The sequence below is a fragment of the Cryobacterium sp. SO2 genome, from assembly GCF_026151165.2.
In the GTDB taxonomy this organism is placed as follows: domain Bacteria; phylum Actinomycetota; class Actinomycetes; order Actinomycetales; family Microbacteriaceae; genus Cryobacterium.
This window is the reverse complement of sequence record NZ_CP117849.1, coordinates 1,960,161-1,980,175: the sequence shown is the minus strand read 5'-3', so window position 1 is coordinate 1,980,175 and position 20,015 is coordinate 1,960,161. Positions and strand designations below refer to the sequence as shown.

Genomic DNA, 20,015 nt, shown 5'->3' with positions numbered 1-20,015 from the left:
CGGTGCCCGAATTGTTTGTCCGACCTCTCCCCCGCGGATGGTGCGGTTCTGGCCTGCGCCACCGGCCACCGGTTCGACGTGAACCGACGCGGCTTCGCGTCGCTGGTTCTGGGTTCCCGCAAGCTCATCGGCGATTCCGCCGCCATGCTCGACGCCCGCGAGACGTTCCTGGAGCACGGCTGGTACGCCGGGCTCCGAGACGCGCTCAGCGGCCTCGTGGCGCCCGAACAGGCGCAACGCGTGGTCGATATCGGCTGCGGCACCGGGTACTACCTCCGTGGCGTCCTCGTGGCCCTGGGCGCGGCCGGCGCGGCCGGAGCACGGGGCCGCCCGGGCGAGCCCGTGCTCCGCGCTCTCGCGGTCGACCTCTCCGCCGCTGCCGTCGCACGCACCGTGCGGTCCGGAGCCGACGCATCCGGTGTCTCAACAGTGGGACTGGTCGCCGATGTCTGGTCGCCGCTGCCGATCCGGGATGGCGCCGCCGACGTCGTCATCAATGTATTCGCACCGCGAAACCCAGCGGAGTTCCACCGCGTCCTCGCATCGGGGGGCCTGCTGGCCGTTGTGCTGCCGCACCCCACCCACCTGCAGGAGTTGCGCGCTGCCGGCCTGGCCCTGGACGTGCACGGCAACAAGACCGCAGACCTGATCACGAGCCTGGCCGGTCTGTTCGAGCTGGAGAGCACTGAGGACCTCAGCACCGTGCTGTCGCTCGCCCCTGCGGATGTGGCCGCGCTTATCGGCATGGGTCCGTCCTCCCACCATCAGGCAGAGTCGGAGCCGACGACGGCGCAGGACTCGCCCGCAGCGCTGGAGGAACGCAGCGAGGTCACGGTGGCGTTCCGGATCCTCGGTTTCCGCCGCGCCGCACAGTAGACGCCCCGGCAACGGGAAAAGGCGCCACCGACCGCGAGGTCAGTGGCGCCTTTCGGCCGTTCAGGGCTGTCTACCTGGCGAACAGTCCGCGGTAGTACTCGTAGACCCAACCAACGAGGCTGATCACGCCGATACCCACGGCGATGAACGAGATCCAGAAGCCGGCGGCGAGGCCGAGGAACAGCAGGGCTGCGCTGGCCGCGAGCATGATCGGCCACCAGCTCCACGGGCTGAAGAAGCCCATCTCGGGGTCACCGTCGTCGATGTTCGCGTCCAGGGTGTCCTCGGGGAGGTCGCCGCCCTGTGCCTGATGCACCTTGGACAGATAGAAGGCGACGAACGCCACCAGCACGCCGCTCAGGGCGATACCGAAGGTTCCGACCCACTCGATTCTGCCGTGCAGTGGATCGATGAGGCTCCAGAGCACGTACACGCCTGTGAGGAGCGCGAAGAAGATCGCCAGGATCCAGTACAGGTTGATATTGGCTTTCATCTACTTGACCTCATCCGATGCTGCGTCGTACGTCGGGGCGTCCGGGGCGTCCTTCGCCGGACCGATACCGACGGCCATGCCGACCTCTGGGTGGTTCAGGTCGAAGGCAGGACGCTCGGAGCGGATCCTGGGGATCGACGTGAAGTTGTGGCGCGGGGGCGGGCACGAGGTCGCCCACTCGAGCGAGGCTCCGTAACCCCACGGGTCGTTGACGGTGACCTTCGGAGAGGTGCGCGCCGTGACATACACGTTCAAGAAGAACGGGATCATCGACACGGCCAGGATCATCGAGCCCACAGTGGACACCTGGTTCATCCAGGTGAAACCATCATCGGGCAGGTAGGAGGCGTACCGGCGGGGCATGCCCACCACTCCCAGCCAGTGCTGCACCAGGAAGGTGGTGTGGAACCCGATGAAGAGAAGCCAGAAGTGCCACTTGCCCAGGCGTTCGTTGAGCATCTTGCCGGTCCACTTGGGCCACCAGAAGTAGAACCCGCTGAACATGGCGAAGACGACGGTGCCGAACACCACGTAGTGGAAGTGCGCGACCACGAAGTAGGTGTCGGACACGTGGAAGTCGAGCGGCGGGGAGGCCAGGATGACGCCGGTCAGTCCACCGAAGGTGAACGTGATCAGGAAGCCGATCGCCCAGAGCATGGGCGTTTCGAACGTGATCGAGCCGCGCCACATGGTGCCGATCCAGTTGAAGATCTTCACACCGGTCGGGACCGCGATGAGCATGGTCATGAGGGAGAAGAACGGCAGCAGGACCGACCCGGTGACGTACATGTGGTGGGCCCAGACCGTCACGGACAGCGCCGCGATGGAGATGGTCGCGTAGATCAGGGTCTTGTAGCCGAAGATCGGCTTGCGGCTGAAGACCGGGAACACCTCTGAGACGATGCCGAAGAACGGCAGCGCGATGATGTACACCTCGGGGTGGCCGAAGAACCAGAACAGGTGCTGCCACAGGATGGCACCGCCGTTGGCCGGATCGTAGATGTGCGAGAGGAAGATGCGGTCGCTGGCGGCTGCGAGCATGGCCGCGGCGAGAACGGGGAAGGCCATCAGGATCAGCAGCGAGGTGACCAGGGTGTTCCAGGTGAAGATGGGCATCCGGAACATGGTCATGCCCGGTGCGCGCATGGTGATGATCGTGGTGATGAAGTTCACGCCACCGAGGATCGTGCCGAAACCGGACAGACCCAGGCCGACCATCCAGAGGTTGCCGCCGATGCCGGGCGAGAACGTCGTCGACGCCAGCGGTTGGTAGGCGAACCAGCCGAAGGATGCCGCTCCCTGCGGGGTGAGGAAGCCTCCGACGGCGATGAGGCTGCCGAAGAAGAAGAGCCAGAAAGAGAACGCGTTCAGCCGCGGGAAGGCGACGTCGGGGGCACCGATCTGCAACGGCATCAGCGCGTTGGCGAAGCCGAAGAACAGTGGCGTCGCGAACATCAGCAGCATGATGGTGCCGTGCATGGTGAACAGCTGGTTGTACTGCTCCTTGGTCTGCACGATCTGCAGGCCGGGCTCGAACAGTTGAGCGCGCATGACGAGAGCCATGACGCCGCCGAGGCAGAAGTAGACGAACGAGGTGATCAGGTACATGTACCCGATGACCTTGTGGTCGGTGGAGGTGATCCACCGCACGACGATGTTGCCCTTGCGGTCAACGCCGGTCGGCCGGGCGGTCGGGGCTGCGGCTGGAGTCGCGGCGGGAGCGGTTGCTGTGCTCATGGTCTAGTTGCCTTCCTCAGCCGTCGGGGCGTCGGTGCCCGGGAGATTCGAGTTGCGGTCGTACTCGTTGGAGACCTGACCGTCGTTGCCGGCTGCCCGGAGCGACTCCACGTACGTTTCGTAGTCGGCCTCAGAGACGACCTCGACGTTGAAGAGCATCAGCGAGTGGTACTCGCCGCACAGTTCGGCGCACTTGCCGGCGTAGGTGCCGATCCGCTCGGGGATGACGGACATGTAGTTGGTCTTGCCGGGGATCATGTCCTTCTTGTAGAGGAAGTCGATGACCCAGAAGGAGTGGATGACGTCACGGGCTTCGAGGGCGATCTCGATCTTCTTGCCGACAGGCAGCACGAGGGTGGGGATCTCGGACTCGACGAGCGCGCCCTTCTCCCCCTCGAGGTCCGGCTGGCCCTGGATGCCCTGGGTGAAGACGTCGTCAGTGACGTAGTTGAAGTCCCAGGCCCACTGCTTTCCGATGACCTCGATCTGCACGTCCGGCTTGTCGAAGCGTGCCTCGATGGCGTTCTGGTCACGCGCGGTGAAGGCGAAGAAGCCCAGCACCAGGATCAGCGGCACGATCGTGTAGAAGATCTCGATCGGCATGTTGTAGCGCAACTGCACCGGGAGGCCGGTCTGGCCCTTGCGGCGGCGGTAGACGACAACGGCCCAGATGGTCAGGCCCCAGGTGATGAGGCCGACGATGAGCAAGACGATCCACGAGGTGGTCCACAGACCGGCCACTCGCTCGGTGTTGTTCGTTACCGGGGACTCGCCCTCCTCGAAGCCGGGGAGGTACCCGTGAAGTTGAGCCTGGGTGCATCCGGCCAGGACAATGGCGAGCGTTGCTGCGACCGGAATGACGGCCCATCGGAGACGGCGGTTTTTGAGCACCGGTGACCTTTCGGGAGACGTGAGGGCACTACACAGGAAGTGCGTTTATCATCTCTAGCCTACTCCGCGCCGGTCGCCACTGAGTGCACGATCGACAGGCCCGGCTCAATTATCCGCCGCGTCGCGCAGGCCACACTAGGGTCGAAGGGCCTGTTCCGGGCTGTTTTCCGCACAAAAAAAGGAGACCACCCGATGGGTGGTCTCCTTCTTGTCTGAGCGAAATGCCCGGGCTAAACGCCCGCGCGCAATGTCAGTGGAACGAATCCCCGCAGGCGCAGCTGCCGCCGGCGTTCGGGTTGTCGATGGTGAAGCCCTGCTTCTGGATGGTGTCCTCAAAGTCGATGGAGGCGCCCTCGAGGTAGGGGACGCTCATCTTGTCAACGACGACCTCGACCCCGTCGTAGTCCATCACGGCGTCGCCGTCGAGGGTGCGCTCGTCGAAGTAGAGCTGGTAGATGAGGCCTGAGCAGCCGCCGGGCTGCACGGCGACACGCAGGCGCAGGTCCTCGCGGCCCTCCTGCGTGAGGAGGCTGCGCACCTTTTGCGCGGCGACATCGGTGAGGCCGACGCCGTGGGCGGTGGTGCTGGTTTCGATAGTGTCGGTCATGCTGCTCCTCGGTATTATCCGGTTTCGCTTCGGTGAGCGTCCCATCTACTGGGGTCCGGCCGGCGAATCTGGTTCTAGTGTATCCGGCGAGCCCGGACGTGGGCTGGAAACGGAGATGATTCCTGGGCGCCACAGGCCACGAGGCTCAGTGGCCGGTGCGTCCGTTCAGGCGCCCGAGCAGGAAGGCCTCGCTCAGGACGGCCCGCTTGAAGACACCGAGGTGCAGAGATTCGTTGGGGCTGTGAGCTCGGGAGTCCGGGTCTTCGACGCCGGTCACCAGGATCTGCGCCTCCGGAAATTCGCGCACCAGGTCGGCGATGAACGGAATCGACCCGCCCACTCCGATGTCGACGGGTTCGACGCCCCACGCGGACGTCATCGCCAGTCGGGTCTCGGCGACGGCCCAGCCTCCGGTGTCCACCAGGAACGGCTCCCCCGTGTCGAGATCGTCGATCTCGATGTGGGCGCCGAACGGCGCGTGAGAGCGCAGGTGGGTCTCAATGAACCCCGCAGCCTCCTGGGCGGACTGGCCCGGTGCGATGCGCACGCTGATCTGGACGCTGACTGACGGGGAGAGCGTGTTGGACGCGTTCGCCACGGTCGGCGCGTCGATACCCGTGACCGTGAGGGCAGGCTGGGACCAGATCCGGCTGAGGATCGACCCGTGCCCGATCGGGGACACTCCGTCCAGCAGCCCGGTCTCCTGACGGAGCGCCGCCTCCTCGTAGGGCGGGGTCGGTGCATCGTGGCTCGTGAGCCCGTCGACGGCCACCGACCCGTCCGCGGCGTAGAGCGTGCCGAGCAGCTTGATGGTCGCCATCATCGCATCGGGCACCGCGCCGCCGAACATCCCGGAGTGCGACGCATGTGCCAGGGTGCTCACGGTGAGGCGGAAGGTGACATTGCCCCGCAGCCCGATCGTGATGGCCGGCGTAGAGACGTCCCAGTTGTTGGAGTCGGCCACGACGATCGCATCGGCGCGTAAGGCGTCGCGGTTCTCGGTGAGGAATGTCGCGAACGAGCGGCTGCCGAATTCTTCCTCTCCCTCGATGAAGAGGGCCAGGCCCAGGTCGATGTCGCCGTCTGTGGCGGCGAGGAGGCCGCGCAACGCGGCGATGTGGGCCATGACCCCGGCCTTGTCGTCTGCGGCTCCTCGGCCATAGAGGCGGTCCCCACGAACAGTGGGCTCGAAGGGCGGCGAATCCCAGTGCTCGTCACGCCCGGGGGGCTGCACGTCATGGTGCGCGTACAGCAGCACGGTGGGACGGCCGTTCCTGGCCGCCCGGGTGGCGAGGACGGCGGGCTGGCCCAGCTCGTCGGTTCCAGGGATACCGGCCTGGGTCACGGTCACAGAGTCGAACACACCGATGTCCCGGACGAGGGCGGCAACGGCCTCTGCACTGGAGCGCACGTGCTCACGGTCGAACGCCGCCCAGGAGACCGAAGGGATGCGTACGAGCGCGCAGAGGTCGGCGATGGTGCGTGGCAGTTCGTTCTCGACGGCGTGCCGCAGAGCCGGATCGAGGGGTCCCGTCGCATCCTGCTGGGCGGTTCCTGAGGCTGTCTGCGCGGTATCCGTCATGCGAGTAATCTTAAGGCAACCTGACTGCAAGGAACTGATGTGGCTAAGCAACCTGTGAATCCCGGCGCCGAACCGTCGATCGAAACCGTCGACGAGACCAAGGCCAGACTGGCCGGAACGCCGACCGGCAAAGGCCAGCCGACGCCGAGCCGCCGCGTGCAGGAAGCAGCGAACAAGCGTCCGCTGGTTCCGGACGATCGGAAGCTCGCCGCCAAGCAGGCGCGCGCGAAGTCGGCGGAGTCCCGCGAGAAGGCCCGCATCGGAATGGCGGCCGGCGAGGACAAGTACCTCCCGATGCGCGAACGCGGACCGCAGAAGCGGTTTGCCCGTGACTACATCGACGCACGTTTCAACGTCGGTGAATTCATGATCCCCGTCATGTTCCTGGTGATTCTTCTCACCTTCTTTCCCGACCCGTCAGTGCAGACCTACGGCATCCTCGCCCTCTGGGCGTTCTTCCTCGTCGCCATCGTCGACTGCATCGTTCTCGGGTTCATCCTGACCAAGAAGATCGAGGCCAAGTTCGGCGCCGACCGTGCCGAGAAGGTGCGTTGGTACGCGGCCATGCGCGCCCTGCAGTTGCGAGTGATGCGCCTGCCCAAGCCGCAGGTCAAGCGCGGGGACTACCCGGCCTGAGCCCGGTCGGTCACACCCAGATCAAGAAACACCCCCGTGAGAACCTCACGGGGGTGTTGTCGTCGAGGGACCACTACCTTCGGTAGGCACCGAGGCGGATGACGGGAACCCGCAACTCCTCGTCGGTCAGTGAACCGTGCTGGCCGACCATGCTGCGCGCCGACTGGTTGGGTTCACGGGAGTCGTAGTAGGCGACGAGCTTGCGTGCGGCGACGATGACGTCGCCGATCCGGTCGAGGGCCTCTGAGCGCACGGCGCCGAACAGTCCGGCGGACACGGCCTCGGCCCTGGTGAAGATCCAGGCCCGCTCCCCCTCGACCGCCCGCCAAGCCTCGGCCAGGGCGTCAGCGTTCACGCCGGGCTCCGTGTACAGCTGCAGGCAACGCGGGTCACCGCCGATGTGGCGCACGCCGGCGACGAGGTCCGGCACGGTGTCGAAGAGCACCTGCTTGGCTGCGGGCACGTCGACGACCCCGTGGTCGGCGGTGAGGATCATGCCCTCGTCCTGGCGCAAAGAGCCGGCGAACCTGGCCGCCTCGGCGTCGAGCCCCTCCAACTGCGCCAGCCACCGGCCGGATTCCCAGCCGTGGGCGTGCGCGTTGATGTCGAGCTCGGGAACATACAGGTAGATCAGCGCCCGCGGCTCGGTGTCGAAGACCTCCCGGGCCGCGGCGAACCGCGCGCCCATGGTCTCGGCCGGGAGGTAGGTCGCTCCGCGCAACACGGCGGTAGTGAAGCCCGAGCCGGCGAACCGCTTGGGTCCGACGGCGAAGCTGGGGATGCCGGCGGCCGCGGCCGTCTCGAAGAGCGTCGGCTGGTTCTGCCAGGTGAGCGGCTCCATCTGCTCGTCCCAGCCGGTGAGCTGGTTGACGACCCTGTCGTTCGCCGCGTCCAGGACCTTGTACCCGACGAGTCCGTGTGTGCCCGGCGCGGTACCGGTGGTCAGAGAAGCGATCCCGGCGGCCGTTGTGGCCGGGAAGACGCCGTCGACCGCATCCGCCTTGGTCAGGTGGCCGGACAGGAACCTGGCGTGCCCAGCGCGGGCGCGCAGGCTGCTGACGCCCAGTCCGTCGGCGAGCACGACAACGGCCTTGGCCGCGGGCTTCAGTCCGAGCGGGTTGGGCTGGGCCTCAAGCGACGCCAGCGAACTTGTCAGAACGTCGGCAAGGCGAACGGCGCTGAAGGGCCGGACCGGTAACATAGGGGGCATCTGGCCCAGTCTGACATAGACCCGGCCCCACGTTTCCTACGCGCAGGTCCGTGCGCATCAGCCTGGTGCCACCGGTTTCGCCGGCAGGCATCACACAGCAGAATCTACGAATGAGCCGCTCAGACAAGACAGTGTCAGACACCACCGGGCCCGCCGCATCCACGGAACGCATCGAGGACGTCGATGTGTCCACGGAGATGCAGGGATCGTTCCTCGAATACGCCTATTCGGTGATCTATTCGCGTGCGCTGCCGGATGCCAGGGACGGCCTGAAGCCCGTGCAGCGCCGCATCCTGTACCAGATGAGCGAGATGGGCCTGCGGCCCGACCGCGGGCACGTGAAGTCGGCGCGTGTCGTCGGCGAGGTCATGGGCAAGCTGCACCCGCACGGCGACACGGCGATCTACGACGCCATGGTGCGGATGGCCCAGGCCTTCACCCTCCGGGTGCCGCTGATCGACGGCCACGGCAACTTCGGTTCGCTCGACGACGGCCCCGCGGCGCCCCGGTACACCGAGGCGCGTCTGGCGGCCCCCGCGCTGTCGATGACCGAACACCTCGACGAAGACGTCGTGGATTTCGTGCCCAACTACGACAACCAGCTCACCCAGCCCGATGTGCTGCCGGCCGCGTACCCCAATCTGCTGGTCAACGGGGCCAGCGGCATCGCCGTGGGCATGGCCACCAACATGGCGCCGCACAACCTCGTCGAGGTGATCGGCGCAGCCAGGCACCTGCTCGCCCACCCGGGCGCCACCCTCGACGAGCTGATGGAATTCGTGCCGGGGCCGGACCTCCCCACCGGAGGCACCATCGTGGGCCTGGCCGGCATCAAGGACGCCTACCTCACCGGCCGGGGCAGCTTCAAGACCCGCGCCAAGGTGTCGGTGGAGGCCATCACCGCCCGCAAGGCGGGACTGGTCGTCACCGAGCTGCCGTATCTGGTCGGCCCCGAACGGGTGATCGAGAAGATCAAGGACGGCGTCAACTCCAAAAAGCTCAGCGGGATCTCCGACGTCACCGACCTCACCGACCGCACCAAGGGGCTGCGGCTCGTGATCGGCATCAAGACCGGATTCAGCCCCGAGGCCGTGCTGGAGCAGTTGTACCGGGTGACCCCGCTCGAGGACTCCTTCAACATCAACGCCGTCGCGCTCGTCAACGGTGGCCCGCAGACCCTGGGTCTGGTCGAACTCCTCCAGGTATACGTCAACCACAGGGTCCAGGTCGTCACCCGGCGCTCCGCCTACAGGCTCGCTCGCCGCCGCGAACGGCTGCACCTGGTCGAGGGTCTGCTCATCGCGATCCTCGACATCGACGAGGTCATCCAGGTGATCCGGGCCAGCGACGACACCGAACAGGCCCGGGTGCGCCTCATCGACGTGTTCGACCTCAGCCAGGTGCAGGCGGAGTACATCCTCGAGCTCAGGTTGCGCCGGCTCACCCGGTTCTCCCGGATCGAGCTCGAGACCGAGCGCGACCAGCTGCTCGTCGAGATCCGTGAGCTTGAGGCCCTGCTGGGCAGCAAGCAGGCCATCCGTACCCTGGTCTCCGACGAGCTCGCCGCGGTCTCGGACCGGTTCGGCACCCCGCGCCGCACCCTGCTGACCGAGGCGCGGCCGAGCATCGCCGGCGCATCCGCTCGGCGCACCGCGGCCGTGCTCGAGGTGACCGACTCCCCCACCAGGGTGCACCTGAGCACGACGGGCCGGATTGCCAGGGTCGACCTGCCCCAGGCCGGCGACGACCAGGCCGAGCGCATCACCCCCGCGCACCGGCGCAGCAAGCACGACGCCGTGCTCTCGGCCCTCGACACCTCGAGCCGCACCGAGATCGGGGCCGTCACCTCCCGCGGCAGGCTCATTCGCTTCTCCCCCGTCGACCTGCCGGTCATGCCGCCGACCTCGATCCAGCTGGCCGCCGGTGTGCGGGTGCGCGACTACCTGTCGCTCGGCAGCGGCGGCGAGACCGTGCTCGCCCTGGTGGCGCTCGAGGGTGAGCGGGCCATCGCGCTCGGCACCCGTCAGGGCATCGTCAAGCGGGTCACCCCGAACGATTGGGCGAACAAGCCCGATTTCGAGATCATCGCGCTCAAGTCCGGCGACGAGGTCGTGGGCGCCGTACAGGGTGCGGAGGACGACGAACTGGTGTTCGTCGCGTCCGACGCGCAGCTGCTGCGCTTCTCCGCCGCCGCGGTGCGGCCGCAGGGACGCACGGCCGGCGGCATGGCCGGCATCAAGCTGGCCCCGGACACCCGGGTCATCTTCTTCGGCAGTATTCCGGCCGCAGACGCCGAGGATGCGGTTGTGGCGACCATTGCCGCGAGCAGCCAGACCCTGCCGGGAACCGACCCGGGCAGCGCCAAGGTCTCGGCCTTCACCGAGTACCCAGCCAAGGGGCGGGCAACGGGCGGGGTTCGCTCGCACCGCTTCCTCAAGGGCGAGGACATCCTCAGTCTCGCCTGGGTCGGCGCCGCTCCGGCGCGCGCGCTGGGGATCGAAGGTTCGCCGCGAACGCTTCCGGAGTCCGGTGCGCGCCGGGATGCCTCCGGCACCATGCTCGACGCCGTGATCGGGTCGATCGGCTCCGGCATCGGCTGAGCTGAGCCGAGCTGACCGCAGTAGGGTGAGGCATGGCTGAACTGCACGGCTCCGAACTGCACGGCTCAACGATCCTCGTCGTCGGCGCGACCGGCGGGCTCGGTCGCGAGATCGCCCGGCAACTGGCCGACGCCGGCGCGACGCTTGTGCTCAGCGCGCGCGACCCCCAGGCCGTCGCGGCGCTCAACCTGCCGGGCGCCATCGTCGCGGCCGACCTCACCGACCCTGCCGCAATCCGGCGCCTCGTTGACGTGGCGATCACCGTGACTGGTCAACTCGACGGAATCGTGGTGGCCGCAGGGGTCGTCGCGTTCGGGCCGGCCGCATCCCTGAGCCCGCAGGCCGTCGCCGAGCTGTTCACGGTGAACACCAGCGCGCCGATCCTGCTGTTCCAGGCGGCCCACGACGCGCTCGCCCGCTCGGCCGCCGCCGGCCGGTCGCCGTTCCTGCTCACCCTCAGCGGGGTGGTGAGCGAGAGCCCAACGGCCAACCTCGCCGCCTATTCGGCGTCGAAGGCCGGCTTGGCGGCCTTCGTGTCGGCCGCCGGCCGCGAAGTGCGGCGGGCCGGCATCCGGCTCATCGACGCGAGACCCGGCCACACCGAGACGGCGCTCTCGACGCATCCATTGGCCGGAACCGCCCCGCGCCTGCCCGCCGGACTCGACCCCACCCAGGTGGCCGCCCGGATCGTGCACGCCATCGTCGACGGCGAACGCGACCTGCCCAGCACCGCGTTCGCTCCCGCCGCTCCGGTCTAGCGGGCAACTGGTCCCCGTCCGGACAAATGTTGCCGGCACACCGGGCGCAATTGTCCGGACGAGGAACAGTTGTGGTGGGGTCAGACGTCGATGCGGTCGCGGCTGAGCTTGTCCGAGCTGTCGATGATGAACTCCTTGCGCGGCGCCACGTCGTTGCCCATCAGCAGCTCGAACACCTTGCCGGCCATCTCGGCATCAGCCACCCGCACGCGGCGGAGCGTGCGGTGCGAGCGCTCCATGGTCGTCGTCGCCAGCTGGTCGGCGTCCATCTCGCCCAGGCCCTTGTAGCGCTGGATGGGGTCCTGGTAGCGCTTGCCGCTCTTCTTGAGCGCGGCCAGCACGGCCTGGAGCTCGGGCTCTGAGTAGGTGTAGATGGTCTCGTTGGGCTTGCTGCCGGGGTTCATCACGATCACCCGGTGCAGCGGCGGGACGGCCGCGAAGATGCGGCCCTCTTCGATCATCGGCCGCATGTAGCGGAAGAACAGGGTGAGCAGCAGGGTGCGGATGTGCGCGCCGTCGACGTCGGCGTCGCTCATGATGATGACCTTGCCGTAGCGAGCGGCGGACAGGTCGAAGCTGCGCCCGGATCCGGCCCCGATCACCTGGATGATCGACGCGCACTCGGTGTTCGAGAGCATGTCGGAGACCGACGCCTTCTGCACGTTCAGGATCTTGCCTCTGATCGGCAGCAACGCCTGGTGCTCGCTGTCACGGGCGAGCTTGGCCGTGCCGAGGGCCGAGTCGCCCTCGACGATGAACAGCTCGCTGAGCGCCACGTCGTTGCTGCGGCAGTCCACCAGCTTGGCCGGCAGCGATGAGCTCTCCAGAGCGTTCTTGCGGCGCTGGGTCTCCTTGTGCGCCCGCGCCGAGATCCGTGACTTCATCTCAGCGACGATCTTGTCGAGGACGACGGCGGACTGCGTCTTGTCGTCTCGCTTGGGTGAGGCGAACCGCTCCGTCATGGTCTTGTTGATCACGGCGGCCACGATGGCGCGCACGGCCGGTGTGCCGAGCACTTCCTTGGTCTGGCCCTCGAACTGCGGCTCGGGCAGCCGAACCGTGAGCACGGCCGTGAGGCCGGCGAGGACGTCGTCCTTTTCGAGCTTGTCCGAGCCGACCTTGAGCCGTCGCGCGTTCTGCTCCACCTGCGCCCGCAGGAATTTCAGCAGGCCCGCGTCGAAACCGGCCTGGTGGGTGCCGCCCTTGGGCGTGGCGATGATGTTCACGAAGCTCTTGATGACGGTGTCGTAGCCGGTGCCCCACCGCAGGGCGATGTCGACCTGGCAGTCCCGCACGAGTTCGGTGGGGATCATCGCGCCGGAGTCGGTGAGCACGGGGACCGTTTCGGTGAAGCTGCCGGCGCCCGTCAACCGCCAGGTGTCGGTGATGGGAGTGTCGACGGCGAGGTGGTCGACGAACTCGGAAATGCCACCGGCGAAGGAGAACGACTCCGTGACCGGTTCTGCACCGCGGCGGTCGTCAACGTTGATCGACAGGCCGGGGATCAGGAACGCCGTCTGGCGGGCGCGACCCATCAGGTCCTCGGTCTGGAATGCTGCACCCTTGGTGAAGATCTGGCGGTCGGCCCAGTACCGGATGCGGGTACCCGTGACACCCTTGCGGACCTTGCCGACGACGCGCAGTTCGCTCTTGTTCTCGAACGGGGTGAACGGCGCATCCGGGCTCTTCTCGCCGGTGTCGGCGAAGATCCCCGGTTCGCCGCGATGGAACGACATGGCCCAGGTCTTGCCGTCTCTGTCGACCTCGACATCAAGACGCTCGGAGAGGGCATTCACCACCGATGCCCCCACCCCGTGCAGGCCACCGGACGCCGCGTAGGAACCGCTGCCGAACTTGCCGCCGGCGTGCAGCTTGGTGAACACGACCTCGACCCCGGACAAGCCGGTCTTCGGTTCGATGTCGACCGGGATGCCGCGTGCGGTGTCGCTGACCTCGACGCTCTCATCGGCGTGCAGCACGATGCCGATCGCGGAGCCGTGACCGCTGAGCGCCTCGTCGACGGAGTTGTCGATGATTTCCCACAGGCAGTGCATGAGCCCGCGGGAGTCCGTCGAACCGATGTACATGCCGGGGCGTTTGCGCACCGCGTCCAGGCCCTCGAGGACCGAGAGGTGGCGGGCGGAATAGTCAGAACTCACAACTGTTAAGAATACTGACCGTGGCGTCACGGCCCGCGATCGACACTCGATCGGGCCGGAATGCCGCCGTGCGCCGCGCCGAATGCTACGCGGTGAGCGAAATGTCACCCAACTGTGGCCCAATCGGGTCGTTGCCGTGTTTACATGGTCAGTAAGGATTCAATTGGTATCACCTGGTATCAGTCTGGAGGAGGAGAATATGTCCCAGATCGCCACCGAAAATGGTGCAGTCGACCAACAGGGCGCCCCCCACCAGCTCACCGCGGCCGACCGCTGCGACGCTTGTGGCGCTCAGGCCTACATTCGTGTAGTCGTGAACAACAGCGAGTTGCTCTTCTGCGCCCACCATGGGCGCAAGCACCAGGAGAAGCTCGCGGCTATCGCCGAAAGCTGGCACGACGAGTCGAGTCGTCTTTTCGACGACCAGAAGTCCTAGGCGACGCCCGCGCTTCCGCACCCTCGGTGCGGTAGCGCGGGTTTCACTCTGAGCTGAGCCCGAGCCGCACTGCAACCTGGTTGCGTGCGGCTTTTGCTGTGCCGTCGACCAACACCGTGTGCGCTGACGCCGCCTGGGCGAGTCCTCTGGCTGCGCAGGCGCTGCTGAGCATCCGGTCGGCCAGCTGCGGGTTTCTGGCCAGCACGGGACCGTGCAGGTGTGTGCCGATGAAACTGCCCTGAACAAGGCCCTCGTCGCCGGTGCCGTTGCCGGTGCCGGCGAGAACGCGGCCGAGCGGGTGTGCGGCGCCGGTGTATCCCCTGGCGTGGTTCTCGAAACCGATCAGCCGAGCGTCACTCGCGTCCACGGCGATGTCGTCGGTGGCTCGCGCCGCCAGGAGAGTCGCGTGTCCGGCCACCAGACCGAGTCCGTCGACACGGGTTCCGCCCGGCAGGTCGATACCCGCGCTGAGCAGCTCCCATCCCGTTCCGACCGCGAGGGTCGGCACTCCCCCGGCCAGCCAGGACCCGAACGCGTCCGCCAGGGGCAACAGCGCCGCACGAGCGGCGTCGAGGTCGGTGTCTGTGCCCGACCCGATCACCACGAGATCGACGGTGTCAGGCAGGTCCGCCGTGGTGTGTACATCGACGACCCGGGCGGCGATGCCGGCCCAGCGCGCCCGTTGAGCGAGCACGCGTGCGTTCGCCGCGTCACCGTTGGTGTCCAGAAGCCGGGGAAGTACGCTCAGGATCGTGAGCTCGGCGGAGGGGGCGACGGTCATGACGGGTCCGCTTCGTTGGTGGCCAGGCCCAGGTGGGCGCGGGTGCGCCGCATCGAGTCAGCCGAGAATATGATCGTCTTCACACCGTGCGTGGGTTCCGGCAGGGCGAGGAAGTCGTCCAGGGCCCGGCCGAGGTCCGGCTCGATCCGGTCGACGGCGACTCCGTCGTAGATGAGTTGCAGGGCGATGTCGTGTGCCTTGGAGCCGGAAGCGATCAGGACATGACCCAGCCCGGAGGTGTCCGCCGGCCAGAGGTAGGACGGGTCACGCACATCCGAACCGACGGCGACCAGGATCTGCTCGGTGCCGGGTGCCAGGCTGTCGACGTTGAGCTGGAAGCTGGCCGGATTCTGCACGAGGACGAACTCCACGGTGGTCCCGCGCACGGTCACGACCTCGCCGCGCCCGAAGACCGGCGGGATTTCCGAGATCGCCGCGGCGGCGGTGGCCGGATCGAACCGGGCGCCGAGGGCTGCGCGTGCGGCGGCCAGAGCGGTCACCGCGTCGACGGCATAGTGGGTGCCGCGGGCGGGAAGCCGGACGGGATGCTCGATGCCATCGATCGCGACGGTCGCGTCGCGACCGTCAACGGCCGTCAGCAGAATGCCGTCAGCGGCGTCCAGGCGCGTCGGCGAGGTGAGGGTGTAGCCGAGACCGCGCGGATTGGCGTCGAGGACCTGGCCGGTGACGCCGTAGCTGGAGACCTGAACCGGAGGGGCGATGGACGCGCCGAGCCTGGCGAGGTGCAGGTCGTCGGCGTTCACGACGACGACACCTGTGGCCCGGCGAGCAATCTTGGCGAGCATCGCCGCCACCATGTCGGAGTCGTGGAACCTGTCGATCTGGTCCACCATCACGTTGGTGAGCACCACGACCCGAGGTTCGAGATCACCCGAGATCAGTGCGCCGTGGCCCTCGTCCATTTCGAGAACGGCGATGTCACCGGCGATCCGGCCGGACAGGCTGACCTGCTCGAGGAGGGCAGAGGTCAGCCCCTGACTGATGTTGGCCGTGGACTGGTTCGTGAAAACCGTGGACCCGTGGGCGCGCAGGGCGGCCACGAGCATCTTCGTCGTCGTGGACTTCCCGCTCGACCCCGTCACGATGACGAGGCCCTGCGGAAAGCTGTTCAGTGTGCTGGCGAGGAACCCGGGAGCGATGGTGTTGACCACGAGTCCGGGAACCGCCGAACCGCCGCCGGGCTTCCGCCAGCGCGCGACGGTGCGGGCGACCCTGCCGAGCAGGATCGCCGGCGCATACCGCACAGACACTCTTTACTCGAGGTAGTCGCGCAGCGACTGCGACCGGGACGGGTGACGCAGCTTGGCCATCGTCTTCGATTCGATCTGGCGGATGCGCTCACGCGTGACGCCGAAGGTGTCGCCGATCTGGTCGAGAGTCTTCGGCATGCCGTCTCCGAGACCGAAACGCATCCGGATGACGCCGGCCTCACGCTCGGAGAGCGAGTCGAGCAGGCTCTCCAGCTGCTTCTGCAGCATGGTGAAGCCCACAGCGTCGGCGGGCACGACGGCCTCGGTGTCCTCGATGAGGTCACCGAACTCGCTGTCCCCGTCTTCACCCAGCGGCGTGTGCAGGGAGATCGGCTCGCGACCGTACTTCTGCACCTCGACGACCTTTTCGGGTGTCATGTCGAGTTCGCGGCTCAGCTCTTCCGGCGTGGGCTCGCGGCCCAGGTCCTGCAGCATCTGGCGCTGCACCCGGGCGAGCTTGTTGATGACCTCGACCATGTGCACCGGGATGCGAATGGTGCGGGCCTGGTCGGCCATGGCCCTGGTGATCGCCTGACGGATCCACCAGGTGGCGTAGGTGGAGAACTTGAACCCCTTGGTGTAGTCGAACTTCTCGACGGCACGGATCAGGCCCAGGTTGCCTTCCTGGATCAGGTCGAGGAACTGCATGCCACGGCCGGTGTAACGCTTGGCGAGAGACACCACCAGACGCAGGTTGGCGCCGAGCAAGTGGCTCTTGGCCCTGGCGCCGTCCTTGGCGACCCACTGCAGTTCGCGTCCGAGTGCGCTCTTCTTCTCGGCGTCCGTCATCTGGGAGAGCTTGTCCTCGGCGAACAGGCCGGCTTCGATGCGCATCGCGAGCTCGACCTCTTCGGCGGCGTTGAGCAACGCGACCTTACCGATCTGCTTGAGGTAGTCCTTGACGGGGTCTGCCGTCGCACCGGTGATGGCACTGGAGTAGACCGGAACTTCGTCTTCGTCGTCGACCAGCGACAGCACGAGCGCGCCGCTGGGCAGCGGCTCCGCCGGGGTGAGGCGCTTGGCGGCGCCGTCGGTGTCGTCGTCGTCAGAGTCGTGCTCGTCGGTGGCGTGCACGCCCTCGTCGTCGGAGGCGTCAGCGTCCCCGTCCTTCTTCTTGGCGCCGGCCGGCGCCTTCGTCTTGGCGGCGGCCCGTTTGCGGGGCGCCACTGTCTCCGAGGCGTCGGACTCCTCGGCCGCGGCGGCCTTGGCAGCCTTGGTGGCTGCACGGGTGGCGGCGGCCTTCTGCGCCGGCGTCTTCGCCGTTGCGGCTGTGACGTCGGCCGGTGTGGTCTCTTCGGTCTGTTGTGTGGGCTCTGTCTTCGTTGGGGTTGCCATTCGAACACCTCTCATGCCGTAGATCGTGCGCGTGCAGCGCGGCCCCGTTCGTCATGACCACTCGGCGCGGGCCACGTTGGAAAGAGAACGGGGGTTTTGGGCAGTACGTTTTTGGGCAGTACCGCTTTTGGGCAGTACTAGGACCCATGTCAAGTCCCCGGATACGCATCGGCGTGACGCCCATACATCCAGGAACCAGAACGGGTCCTATTGACAATTATTGCACGGATTGTGTATAGAACGAGCCACGCTCGACTATTCGCCCCGCGCCCGCCGCCGCAGCTTACGAGAGAGTTCAACCCAGAGTGGAGCCACTTCTATTCCCTCGTCGCGGGACAACATGCGCCTGGTGCGCCGGCGGGTTCCCACCAGCATCACGACGCCGGTACCGATCACGAGGAACTGCACTGAAAACGCGATCCGGAACGACTCCAGGGAGTAGAGGTCGCTCGTGCCGCCCTGCGCCACCCGCCAGCCATCCTGCAGGTCCAGCAGCACCCCGATCAGGAACATCATGACGAAGCTGGCCAGGAACCCACCGACGTTCACGACACCGTTCGCGGATCCGAGGCTGCGTTGCGGGTTGAAGGTGCGGGCGAAGTCGAACCCGATAAGCGAGCCGGGACCGCCAACGCCGAGCACGACAAGAAGCAGCACGACCAACCAGAACGGCGGTGCCGTCGGCCAGAGCAGCACGAGCGCCCACGCTGTGCCCATCGCGGTGACGATGGTGAGCACGATGTTGCTGCGGCGAAGCGGATGCCGGGCCGTCAGCACGCCCAGGACCGGACCGCAGACGATGCCGGCCGCGACCGGGATGGTGAGCATTGCGGCGGCCATGCCCGACTCGTAGCCCAGGCCGTAGACCATGAACGGAAATCCCCAGAGCAGCGTGAAGACGGTTCCTGAGGACTGCGTGACGAAATGGGACCAGAACCCCAGCTGCGTGCCCGGGCGACTGAAACTGTGCCGCAACTGGGTCAGGGCGGCACCCCAGCTGTTCGGCCGCGGTTGGTCCGTCGATCCCGCCGGGCGGTCCCTGATGGCGACCACCACGACGACGAACGCGGCGAAGGCCACGAGCGTCGCCACCAGGAATGCCGGGGTCCAGCCGAAATCGTGCAGTACCCAGGCCAGCGGCACGGCGGACAGCACCTGTCCGAGTTGGCCGATGTTGCCGAACCACTGCGACAGCTGGGGCACGATGCGCCCGCTGAACCAGGAGGTGATCAGGCGGATCATCGAGATGAAGATGGTCGCGTCGCCCGCCCCCACCAGCATGCGCCCGATGACGGCGATGGTGATGGACGGCGCGAAGGCGAGCGTGAGCTGGCCCACGACCATCAGAGCGGTACCGGCGAGCATGAGCACACGCGGTCCGAACCGGTCGATCAGGACGCCGACCGGGATCTGCGCCGCGGCATAGACGATCAGCTGCACGACGGCAAGGCTGGACAGGACGGCCGCTGAGCCGCCGAATCGTTCGGTAGCCGACACTCCCGCGATGCCGAGCGAGGTGCGCTGCAGGACGGCGGACAGGTACACGAAGGACCCGAAGGCAAAGATCAACCAGGATCGACGAGAGTTCACTCCCCCCAACCTAGCCGGGTACGCCGGCGTCACCGACCAGGACAGGCCGGGCGACTGAGGACTGCGGGCGGCTCAGGACTGCGGACCCTCGTCCCGTCCACGGCGGGTGGCCAGGAACTTCTCCAGCTCCGCGGCGATCTCGTCCGCTGTCGGCAGAGCGCCGTCTTCGTCCGTCAACGGGGAACGCAGAGTGTTGCCCTCCATATACGCGTCATAACGTTCCTCGAGCGTCCCGACGAGCTTCGCCAGTTCAGGGTTGTCGCCGACCTGCTCGTCGATGCGCAGGACGAACTCCCGGTTCTTCTCCCGGAGCCGATCGGTCGGGAAGATCAGGCCCGTCGAGGCGCTGGTGCTCTCCAGGGCGGACAGTGCAGCGGACGGGTACTCGGTGTCGGCCAGGTAGTGCGGAATCAAGAGAACGTAGCCGATGACCCAGGCACCGATCTCCTGCAAACGGAACTCGACGAGATGCAGGGCATTGGCCGGCACCTGGGTGTGCGGGCGCCACACCGACATACTCTCGATGAGGTCGGTGCGGTTGCCGCTGACCGTCACGCCGATGGGGCGAGTGTGCGGGACAGGCATCGGGATGGCGTGCACCCACGTGGTCGACGACACGGTGAACCGGTTCACGAGGCTCAGAACCGCGGCGGTGAACTGTTCCCATCGGAAGTCGGGCTCGAATCCGGCCAGAAGCAGGAACGGTTGGCCGATCTCGTCATGGGCGAGATAGAGACGCAGGCGCGGGGGCTGGTAGTCGGTCAGGTGGTCCTGATCGAAGTAGATGATGGGGCGCCTGGCCCGGTAGTCCAGGAGCAGGTCGGCATCGAACTCGGCGATGACCCGGTGGTCGAGGGTGTCGAGCAGGTACTCGGAGAACTGTGAGACGGCACCGCCGGCATCCGCGAAACCGGTCAGGCCCGCGACCAGATTCAGCCCCTCTGGGACGCCGGCGGCGTCCGCGGTGAGCTCGTAGATTTCGTCAGGATCGCGCATTCATTAACTCTAAACGGAGGTGTCGCGCTCGAGCCGTGAATCCGACAGGCCACAGTG

At 67.0% G+C, this 20,015-nt stretch carries 17 protein-coding genes; 5 read left to right on the top strand and 12 right to left on the bottom strand.

The genetic code is table 11. The annotated features are described in order from the left end of the window. Positions 1 to 15: 15 nt before the first annotated feature. The gene (locus BJQ94_RS09110; RefSeq protein WP_265401079.1) at positions 16 to 876 is read left to right on the top strand and encodes a hypothetical protein; all 861 of its coding nucleotides are present in this window, start codon (positions 16 to 18) and stop codon (positions 874 to 876) included. Positions 877 to 946: 70 nt separating this feature from the next. On the opposite strand, the gene BJQ94_RS09105 is transcribed toward BJQ94_RS09110, so the two are convergent. The 5 genes from BJQ94_RS09105 to BJQ94_RS09085 form a co-directional block, all read right to left on the bottom strand. Further along, positions 947 to 1,369 carry a cytochrome c oxidase subunit 4 gene (locus tag BJQ94_RS09105; RefSeq protein WP_265401080.1) on the bottom strand — a complete coding sequence of 141 codons (423 nt, stop codon included), beginning with the start codon at positions 1,367 to 1,369 and terminating at the stop codon, positions 947 to 949. After that, a complete protein-coding gene (gene ctaD / locus BJQ94_RS09100) occupies positions 1,370 to 3,106 on the bottom strand; it encodes a cytochrome c oxidase subunit I (RefSeq protein WP_265401081.1) in 1,737 nt (578 codons plus the stop codon). A 3-nt stretch (positions 3,107 to 3,109) separates the two neighbouring features. Then, complete coding sequence (gene coxB / locus BJQ94_RS09095; RefSeq protein WP_265401082.1) at positions 3,110 to 3,997, bottom strand: cytochrome c oxidase subunit II; 888 nt, start codon at positions 3,995 to 3,997, stop codon at positions 3,110 to 3,112. A gap of 250 nt (positions 3,998 to 4,247) precedes the next feature. Beyond that, positions 4,248 to 4,604 carry an iron-sulfur cluster insertion protein ErpA gene (gene erpA, locus BJQ94_RS09090; protein ID WP_265401083.1) on the bottom strand — a complete coding sequence of 119 codons (357 nt, stop codon included), beginning with the start codon at positions 4,602 to 4,604 and terminating at the stop codon, positions 4,248 to 4,250. 145 nt (positions 4,605 to 4,749) lie between these two features. Continuing rightward, entirely contained in the window at positions 4,750 to 6,186 is a 1,437-nt protein-coding gene (locus BJQ94_RS09085; RefSeq protein ID WP_265401084.1) for a dipeptidase, read from the bottom strand. A 39-nt stretch (positions 6,187 to 6,225) separates the two neighbouring features. Here BJQ94_RS09085 and BJQ94_RS09080 point away from each other — a divergent pair, with 39 nt between their 5' ends. Further along, positions 6,226 to 6,822 carry a DUF3043 domain-containing protein gene (locus tag BJQ94_RS09080; RefSeq protein ID WP_265401085.1) on the top strand — a complete coding sequence of 199 codons (597 nt, stop codon included), beginning with the start codon at positions 6,226 to 6,228 and terminating at the stop codon, positions 6,820 to 6,822. 73 nt (positions 6,823 to 6,895) lie between these two features. Here the strand turns inward: BJQ94_RS09080 and BJQ94_RS09075 are convergent, their stop codons facing one another. Beyond that, positions 6,896 to 8,032: an alkaline phosphatase family protein gene (locus tag BJQ94_RS09075; protein WP_265401086.1), complete on the bottom strand. Its 1,137-nt coding sequence runs from the start codon at positions 8,030 to 8,032 to the stop codon at positions 6,896 to 6,898. 110 nt (positions 8,033 to 8,142) lie between these two features. On the opposite strand from BJQ94_RS09075, the gene BJQ94_RS09070 reads away from it, so the two are divergent. Both BJQ94_RS09070 and BJQ94_RS09065 read left to right on the top strand, forming a co-directional pair. Next, a complete protein-coding gene (locus BJQ94_RS09070) occupies positions 8,143 to 10,632 on the top strand; it encodes a DNA topoisomerase IV subunit A (protein ID WP_265401087.1) in 2,490 nt (829 codons plus the stop codon). Positions 10,633 to 10,664: 32 nt separating this feature from the next. After that, complete coding sequence (locus tag BJQ94_RS09065) at positions 10,665 to 11,390, top strand: SDR family NAD(P)-dependent oxidoreductase (protein ID WP_265401088.1); 726 nt, start codon at positions 10,665 to 10,667, stop codon at positions 11,388 to 11,390. Between the two features lie 80 nt (positions 11,391 to 11,470). Here BJQ94_RS09065 and BJQ94_RS09060 read toward each other — a convergent pair whose 3' ends face one another. Next, positions 11,471 to 13,549, bottom strand: coding sequence for a DNA topoisomerase IV subunit B (locus BJQ94_RS09060; RefSeq protein WP_265401089.1), 2,079 nt, complete (start codon positions 13,547 to 13,549; stop codon positions 11,471 to 11,473). Positions 13,550 to 13,748: 199 nt separating this feature from the next. On the opposite strand from BJQ94_RS09060, the gene BJQ94_RS09055 reads away from it, so the two are divergent. Further along, positions 13,749 to 13,985 carry a hypothetical protein gene (locus BJQ94_RS09055; protein WP_130177536.1) on the top strand — a complete coding sequence of 79 codons (237 nt, stop codon included), beginning with the start codon at positions 13,749 to 13,751 and terminating at the stop codon, positions 13,983 to 13,985. Between the two features lie 43 nt (positions 13,986 to 14,028). Here BJQ94_RS09055 and BJQ94_RS09050 read toward each other — a convergent pair whose 3' ends face one another. The 5 genes from BJQ94_RS09050 to BJQ94_RS09030 all read right to left on the bottom strand — a co-directional run bounded on the left by BJQ94_RS09050 (position 14,029) and on the right by BJQ94_RS09030 (position 19,958). Beyond that, complete coding sequence (locus BJQ94_RS09050) at positions 14,029 to 14,766, bottom strand: cobyric acid synthase (RefSeq protein ID WP_265401090.1); 738 nt, start codon at positions 14,764 to 14,766, stop codon at positions 14,029 to 14,031. Beyond that, positions 14,763 to 16,031 carry a MurT ligase domain-containing protein gene (locus BJQ94_RS09045; protein ID WP_265401091.1) on the bottom strand — a complete coding sequence of 423 codons (1,269 nt, stop codon included), beginning with the start codon at positions 16,029 to 16,031 and terminating at the stop codon, positions 14,763 to 14,765. The genes BJQ94_RS09050 and BJQ94_RS09045 overlap by 4 nt, the downstream gene beginning before the upstream one ends. A 9-nt stretch (positions 16,032 to 16,040) precedes the next feature. Then, positions 16,041 to 17,372, bottom strand: a complete 1,332-nt coding sequence (locus BJQ94_RS09040) for an RNA polymerase sigma factor (protein WP_265401092.1) — start codon at positions 17,370 to 17,372, stop codon at positions 16,041 to 16,043. Positions 17,373 to 17,627: 255 nt separating this feature from the next. Continuing rightward, positions 17,628 to 18,962, bottom strand: coding sequence for an MFS transporter (locus BJQ94_RS09035; RefSeq protein WP_265401093.1), 1,335 nt, complete (start codon positions 18,960 to 18,962; stop codon positions 17,628 to 17,630). A 72-nt stretch (positions 18,963 to 19,034) separates the two neighbouring features. After that, entirely contained in the window at positions 19,035 to 19,958 is a 924-nt protein-coding gene (locus tag BJQ94_RS09030; RefSeq protein ID WP_265401094.1) for a PAC2 family protein, read from the bottom strand. Positions 19,959 to 20,015: the final 57 nt, after the last annotated feature.

Excerpts from the sequence above, each read along its gene's own strand:
- BJQ94_RS09105 (WP_265401080.1), bottom strand. The coding sequence starts at position 1,369 with ATGAAAGCCAATATCAACCTGTACTGGATCCTGGCGATCTTCTTCGCG.
- ctaD (WP_265401081.1), bottom strand. The coding sequence starts at position 3,106 with ATGAGCACAGCAACCGCTCCCGCCGCGACTCCAGCCGCAGCCCCGACC.
- erpA (WP_265401083.1), bottom strand. The coding sequence starts at position 4,604 with ATGACCGACACTATCGAAACCAGCACCACCGCCCACGGCGTCGGCCTC.
- BJQ94_RS09085 (WP_265401084.1), bottom strand. The coding sequence starts at position 6,186 with ATGACGGATACCGCGCAGACAGCCTCAGGAACCGCCCAGCAGGATGCG.
- BJQ94_RS09075 (WP_265401086.1), bottom strand. The coding sequence starts at position 8,032 with ATGCCCCCTATGTTACCGGTCCGGCCCTTCAGCGCCGTTCGCCTTGCC.
- BJQ94_RS09070 (WP_265401087.1), top strand. The coding sequence starts at position 8,143 with ATGAGCCGCTCAGACAAGACAGTGTCAGACACCACCGGGCCCGCCGCA.
- BJQ94_RS09065 (WP_265401088.1), top strand. The coding sequence starts at position 10,665 with ATGGCTGAACTGCACGGCTCCGAACTGCACGGCTCAACGATCCTCGTC.
- BJQ94_RS09055 (WP_130177536.1), top strand. The coding sequence starts at position 13,749 with ATGTCCCAGATCGCCACCGAAAATGGTGCAGTCGACCAACAGGGCGCC.
- BJQ94_RS09050 (WP_265401090.1), bottom strand. The coding sequence starts at position 14,766 with ATGACCGTCGCCCCCTCCGCCGAGCTCACGATCCTGAGCGTACTTCCC.
- BJQ94_RS09040 (WP_265401092.1), bottom strand. The coding sequence starts at position 17,372 with ATGGCAACCCCAACGAAGACAGAGCCCACACAACAGACCGAAGAGACC.
- BJQ94_RS09030 (WP_265401094.1), bottom strand. The coding sequence starts at position 19,958 with ATGCGCGATCCTGACGAAATCTACGAGCTCACCGCGGACGCCGCCGGC.